We start from the raw sequence: 6,129 nt of genomic DNA, 5'->3' as shown, positions 1-6,129 counted from the left end.
GCTGCTGCTCACCCGGCCGGTGCTCAGCGACCCCGGCCTCTACGTCAGCCGCCCGGACGGACAGCACGAACCGTTCTCCCTGCTGGCCCCCTGCCCCAATCTCGAGGCCGCGCCCCTCGACTGGTCACGGATCGGCCCGGCCTACCTGCGCGAATTGCTCGAGGTGCTGGAGAGTCGCGGTTACCGGGGTATTGCCGCGCATTTCACCGTCGACCATCTCGACACGCCGCAGACGTGGCTCGATCAAGGCTTGCTCGCGGGCACTCCGTTCTCCGCGGCGCACGTGTTCCGGCAGACCGGGCCATTCCGCCCACGCAATTTTCCACGGTCCAGCGACAACGTAGTTATCGCTGGTTGCGGCACCACGCCGGGTGTGGGAGTGCCCACCGCGCTGCTGTCCGGAAAACTGGCGGCAACCCGCATTGTCGGCAACCGCGCGCGGCTCGAGATGAAACCGCGCGTACCAGCGGGCTAGTGTTCCGGGCGACGCCGTAAACTAGGCGCGACCTATTCGCTCGCGGTTGCGACCGCTGACCATTCGGGGGGACCGACACCAGATGGCTTCCCCCGAAACGCGCGCCGCAGAGGCCACCCCGACCGAAATCCCCGGCCACGCACCGAACACCGCGGCGACACGCGAATCGGCCACCGCCGAGCCACCGGGTGTGCGGTCGTGGATGCGCACCGCCGCCCTGTTCCTGCGCAGCCCGGAGGGGCACGCGGCGATGCTCGGCTGCTACGGCGCGATCATGATCACCTTCGGCGGGTTCGGCGCGGGCAGCACCCGCAAGCGCGACCCGCTGCTCGAGGCGATGCATCTGTCCTGGCTACGGTTCGGCCACGGCTACGCGCTGTCGACCATCGTCATCTGGATCGGCGTGCTGCTCATGATCACCGCGTGGGTCCGCCTCGGCCGCACCACGATCGGGCGCGGCGACCGGACCGACGCCGGCGTCACCCTCAACGAACTGCGCGCGATCGTCGGCATCTGGATCACGCCGCTGCTGTTCGCCGTGCCCATGTTCAGCCAGGACGTGTACTCGTACCTGGCGCAGGGCGCGCTGCTGCGCGACGGCTTCGATCCGTACGTCGACGGACCGGTCAAGAACCCCGGCGTGCTGCTCGACAACGTCAGCCCGGTGTGGAAGACCACCACCGCGCCGTACGGCCCGATCTTCCTGCTGCTTGGCCGCGGCATCACCACCATCACCGGGGACAATGTCGTCGCGGGCACCATCGCGATGCGGCTGGTCATGCTGCCCGGCCTCGCGCTGATGATGTGGGCGGTGCCCTATTTGACCAAGCATCTCGGCGGCAAGCCGACCGTCGCGCTGTGGCTGGCCGTGCTCAACCCGCTGGTGCTGATCCACCTCTTCGGCGGCGTGCACAACGAGATGCTGATGGTCGGCCTGATGTGCGCGGGCATCGCGCTGGTGCTGGAGCGCCACCACGTGGCCGGCATCGTGGTGGTCGCCATCGGCGTGGCCATCAAGGCGACGGCGGGCATCGCGCTGCCGTTCCTGGTGTGGATCTGGATGCTGCACGAACGGGAGAAGCGCGCCGCGCAGCGAGCCGGGCGCGACCCGGCGAACCTGCCGGAGAGCGAGCGCCCGCACGACGCCGCCGAGCCGACCGAGGACATGCCGCACCCCGCGCTGATGTTCGCCAAGATCGCCGGGCTCGGGCTGAGCGTGTTCGCGCTGGTGTTCGTGGCCGCCTCGGCCATCGCGGGCGTGGGCATCGGGTGGCTGACCGCGCTGTCCGGGTCGAAGAAGATCATCAACTGGCTCTCGCTGCCGACCATCATGATGCACGCGGTCGGCTGGTTCACCTCGTTCGATCCGGGCAAGGTGCTGTCGGTGACCAGGGCGATGTGCGCGGTGGCGCTGGTCGCCGTGCTGGTGTGGGCCTGGTGGCGGTTCCGGCACAGCGAGCGCGAGGCGGTGTTCGGCATCCTGATCGCGTTCGTCGGGATCGTCATCCTCTCCCCCGCCGCGCTGCCCTGGTACTACTCGTGGCCGCTGGCGCTGGCCGCCGGATTCGCGCTGTCCACCACGACATTGATGGTGCTGGTCGGGCTGTGTACCTGGCTCATGCTGGTGTTCCAGCCGGACGGCTCGATCGGGTTGTACAGCTTCGTGCACGTCGCGCTCGCGACGTTCGCCGCCGTGGTGGCCGCGATGTCGCTGCGCAAGGTGGATCCGCTGCGGTTGCGGGCCACGCCGCCGAGCATCGAACCGGCCGCGCCCGCTCGGCCATGATCGACGGCGCGCTACCCGCGCCGGAGCTCGCCGCCGCCTATCGCGCGTGCCGGCGGATCGCGGCGGCCCACGGGCGCACGTACTTTCTCGCGACCCGGTTGCTCTCGGCCGAGCGGCGGCCTGCGGTGCATGCGCTCTACGCGTTCGCCCGGGTGGTGGACGACATCGTCGACCACGCGGAAAACGCTGTGGCCCAGCGTTATCCGGGTCACGCCGGGCTCGAACCGGGCGGGCAGCTGGATCTGATCGAGAAACAGTTGCGTCTCGCGCTGGAGGCGCGAGCAGTAATCGAAGAGCCGTACGGCCCCATCCTCACCGCGGCCGCCGACACCATCCGCCGCTACGACATTGCGCCACAGCACTTCTGGACGTTCCTGGACTCCATGCGCATGGATGTGCCCGGCACCCCGCACTTCCGCGACCGCTACGCCACTATGGCCGAGCTGAACGAGTACATGAGCGGCTCGGCCGCCGCCATCGGCCTGCAGGTGCTGCCGATCCTCGGCACCGTCGTGCCGGTCGCCGAGGCCGAGCCGGCCGCCGCCGCGCTCGGAGAAGCCTTCCAGCTCACTAACTTTCTGCGCGACGTGGCCGAGGATCTCGACCGCGGCCGCGTCTATCTGCCCGCCGACGAGCTGGCCGCGTTCGGGGTCGACCACGATCTGCTGGCGCACTGCCGCCGCACCCGTCGCACCGACCCGCGTGTTCGGCGCGCCCTCGCGTACGTCATCGCGGTCAACCGCGACATCTACCGCCACGCCGTTCCCGGCATCGATCTCCTCGAACCCCGTGTCCGCCCGGCGATCCGCACGGCCGCCCTGCTCTACGGCGGCATTCTCGATCGAATCGAGGACTCCGGCTACGCGATCTTCGACCATCGTGCGGTGGTGCCCGGCCATCAGCGGGTGCGTGTCGCGGCGACACAGTTCGCCACGGCGGCGCTTCGTCGGCGCGGCTGACGACTGGAGATCGTGACGGTGATCAGCGCGCAGTGGCCGGTCGCGGAGCGCATCGCGGCGCGGGCTACACAACGCGCCACATTGTGACCCATCCATGGTCTGACTCGGCGACGAATAAGAATCGATGACTACTCAACCCCGTGTAGGGCGTGTCGTTGCCGCCCCGATCCTCGCATTGGCCGCCGCGGGCGCCGTCGCCGCCCTCGTCGCCGCCCCTGGGCCCGCCTATGCCGTTCCCTATACGGTTCCGAGGCACGCCGAGGCCATGGCCGCCGCCGAGGCGCCGCTGACCGGCGAAGGGCTGAGCATCGACCTCAACGCGGCCCTCGATCTGGAGAGCCAGGGAGTCACGGTCAGCGCGGCCGACGGCGCGAAAATGGCGGACGGCGGCATCACACTGCCGGTCGGCAAGGGAAGCAAGCTCACGTACGCGAAGAAGGTCACCGGCGGCAAGGTTCTGCTCTCGGGCGACATCGAGGTTGCCAAGGGCGAGAAGAAGACCAAGATCTCGAACGTGGCGGTCGACATCAAAACCGGTGCGGTCACGGCCGAAGTCGGCGGCAAGGCCGGTGTCAAGATCGGAGCGATAGCCGAACCCGGCAACGCGGAGCTGGTCATGAACGAGGGAACGACCAAGGCCACGCTGAAACTCGCCAACTCCGGGATCACGCTGGAAAGCGCCCTTCTCTCCGGACTCGATGCGGCTCTCGGCACTGCGCTCGCCGACCAGGTCGAGCCGGGTACGACTATCGACGCCGCCCTGGACGTGGACGTCGACCTCGCCAGTGGGTCCGAGGTCAACCGCGATCTCGGCCTCGCGCTCGGGTTGGACGCGGACATCCTCGAGAGTCCCGACTCATTGACGAAAGCCGACGTCGACGTCGGTATTCAGCTGCTGTAGCGACGACTTATCGGCCTGGGTCGCGCGAGCCGGCTGATACTCGCGCGCCCCGGGCCATGCCAGGTTTCACACAGTCCAGCTGTCGCAGCGCACGACGTCGAAGCCGCGGCTGGGAAAGACGGCGTCCATGAAGAAATCGTGCATCGCCTGATCGCTGTCGGCGCAGCCGTCACGCAGGACCGTCACGCGGTAGTCGCGGTCGGCGGCGTCGTAACAGGTGGCGGCGACCATGGCGCTGGTGGCGACGCCGGCGACGGCCAGGGAGGTGACGCCGTGCGCGCGGAGAACGTGATCGAGGTCCGTGCCCGCGAACGCGCTGGCGCGGCGTTTCAGCACGACGACGTCCTCATCGGCGACCGGAAGGTCGATCTCGGTCCCGGCCGAGCCCTCGTGGAAGGAGTCCCCCGCCTCGTGAAACGACCGGAACATTTCATTCCCCGGCGGTAGGTCGGCCCCGTTGGCCCGCAAAGCGAAGTGCACGAACACCACCAGCGCACCGGCAGCGCGGGCCCGGGGAAGCAATTCGGTGAGCGGCGGCACCACCTGTCTGGTGAAGGGGTAGCCACCCGTGATCCCCCGCTGAATGTCTCCGATGACCAATGCAGTACTCACGCCAACATCATTCCCCGCCAAGCCAATACGTTCGACACCTGCTCACTCGCGCTGCGCGAGTCTCAGGCGCGCCGTTCGTGGCCGTCTCACTGCCGAGCGGACGAAGCGTATGCGCCGCAGGCGCCCGGCTCGTTCGCACCGCAGCGAGACACGGCTGATCCCGCCGCGATCGCGCAGCTGATAACTCGCCACCCGTCGCACGGCCGAGTTTCAGAACGGGTCGGCGGCGGCGCGGCGAAGGACCTCGCGGGCAAGCGGCCCGTGCAGGGCGTCGACAGGTCTGCCGGGAAGGCTCTCGTCCTCGGTGAAGATCCACTCCAGGATCTCTTCGTCGGTGTACTTGGCGTCCTTCATCACGGTGATCAGGCCGGGCAGGAAGCGGACGACGCCCTCGTCGTCGAAGAACCGTTCGGGAACGCCGATCACGCCGTCGCGGCGGACGGCGAGCAGCTGGTGGTCACGCAGCATCTGATGGACGCGGGTCACCACGAGCCCGAGTCTGTCCGCCACCTCGGGCAGCGGCAGCAGCGCCACGGACTCCGGAAGGACATCATCACTGCAGGGAAATGCACTCACGCGGATAACGGTAGACGGTCACCGGCCGCAAGTCGTGAGACACCCGGGTGCGTTTGGTCGATACCATCGTGAGGGCCGCACGGGGCGGTCGATCACTTGTGGGGATCAACCGCGAGGGGTGAGAACTTTGTGAAAGCCGGAGGACATCAATTGATCGGCCAAATGCTGGAAGGGCGCTATCGCATCGATGCGCCGATCGCCCGCGGCGGCATGTCGATGGTCTTCCGGGGCGTCGACACCCGCCTCGACCGTCCGGTGGCCATCAAGGTGATGGACCCGAAATTCGCCGGTGACCCGCAGTTTCTCACCCGGTTCGAGTTCGAGGCCCGTGCCGTCGCCAAGCTCAAGCACTCGTCGCTGGTGGCGGTGTACGACCAGGGTGTCGACGGCGAGTATCCGTTCCTCATCATGGAACTGGTCGAGGGCGGCACGCTGCGCGAACTGCTGCGCGAGCGCGGCCCGATGCCGCCGCACGCGGTGCGTGCGGTGGCCGAGCCGGTGCTCGCGGCGATCGGCGTCGCGCACTCGGCGGGTCTCGTGCATCGCGACGTCAAGCCGGAGAACGTCTTGATCTCCGACGGCGGCGAGGTCAAGATCGCCGATTTCGGTCTGGTCCGCGCGGTCGCGGCGGCCAACACCACCTCGGCCAGCGTGATTCTCGGCACCGCCGCGTACCTGTCTCCCGAACAGGTGACCAGCGGCACGGCCGACGCGCGCAGCGATGTGTACTCCTTCGGCATCCTGATCTTCGAGTTGCTGACCGGCCGCGTGCCGTTCACCGGCGACACCTCGCTCTCGGTGGCGTATCAGCGGATCGAGA

General features: G+C 68.4%; 7 protein-coding genes. 5 read left to right on the top strand and 2 right to left on the bottom strand.

The genetic code is table 11. From position 1 onward, the window contains the following. The 4 genes from ON39_RS11090 to ON39_RS11075 form a co-directional block, all read left to right on the top strand. Positions 1 to 475, top strand: a 475-nt coding sequence (locus ON39_RS11090; RefSeq protein ID WP_040733414.1) for an FAD-dependent oxidoreductase, incomplete at its 5' end; no start/stop codon positions are given. 82 nt (positions 476 to 557) lie between these two features. Further along, positions 558 to 2,261, top strand: a complete 1,704-nt coding sequence (locus ON39_RS11085) for an alpha-(1->6)-mannopyranosyltransferase A (protein ID WP_083894379.1) — start codon at positions 558 to 560, stop codon at positions 2,259 to 2,261. Beyond that, positions 2,258 to 3,220 (top strand): phytoene/squalene synthase family protein, encoded by a 963-nt coding sequence (locus ON39_RS11080; RefSeq protein ID WP_040733412.1) that lies wholly within the window; start codon positions 2,258 to 2,260, stop codon positions 3,218 to 3,220. The genes ON39_RS11085 and ON39_RS11080 overlap by 4 nt, the downstream gene beginning before the upstream one ends. A 175-nt stretch (positions 3,221 to 3,395) precedes the next feature. Beyond that, positions 3,396 to 4,121, top strand: coding sequence for a hypothetical protein (locus tag ON39_RS11075; RefSeq protein ID WP_040733410.1), 726 nt, complete (start codon positions 3,396 to 3,398; stop codon positions 4,119 to 4,121). A 66-nt stretch (positions 4,122 to 4,187) separates the two neighbouring features. On the opposite strand, the gene ON39_RS11070 is transcribed toward ON39_RS11075, so the two are convergent. Both ON39_RS11070 and ON39_RS11065 read right to left on the bottom strand, forming a co-directional pair. Further along, the gene (locus tag ON39_RS11070) at positions 4,188 to 4,733 is read right to left on the bottom strand and encodes a cysteine hydrolase family protein (RefSeq protein WP_040733409.1); all 546 of its coding nucleotides are present in this window, start codon (positions 4,731 to 4,733) and stop codon (positions 4,188 to 4,190) included. A 210-nt stretch (positions 4,734 to 4,943) separates the two neighbouring features. Further along, complete coding sequence (locus ON39_RS11065; protein WP_040733408.1) at positions 4,944 to 5,309, bottom strand: Rv2175c family DNA-binding protein; 366 nt, start codon at positions 5,307 to 5,309, stop codon at positions 4,944 to 4,946. A 150-nt stretch (positions 5,310 to 5,459) separates the two neighbouring features. On the opposite strand from ON39_RS11065, the gene ON39_RS11060 reads away from it, so the two are divergent. Then, a partial coding sequence (locus ON39_RS11060) for a protein kinase domain-containing protein (protein ID WP_218006158.1) occupies positions 5,460 to 6,129 on the top strand: 670 nt, incomplete at its 3' end.

Origin of the sequence: Nocardia tenerifensis NBRC 101015 (genome assembly GCF_000308715.1) — a bacterium.
Taxonomy (GTDB): Bacteria; Actinomycetota; Actinomycetes; order Mycobacteriales; family Mycobacteriaceae; genus Nocardia; species Nocardia tenerifensis.
Note: the sequence above shows the minus strand (reverse complement) of the source record. Positions and strands in the feature narration are given on the sequence as shown.

Bases quoted from the DNA above. Each gene is read 5' to 3' on its own strand.
- ON39_RS11085 (WP_083894379.1), top strand. From the start codon at position 558: ATGGCTTCCCCCGAAACGCGCGCCGCAGAGGCCACCCCGACCGAAATC.
- ON39_RS11080 (WP_040733412.1), top strand. From the start codon at position 2,258: ATGATCGACGGCGCGCTACCCGCGCCGGAGCTCGCCGCCGCCTATCGC.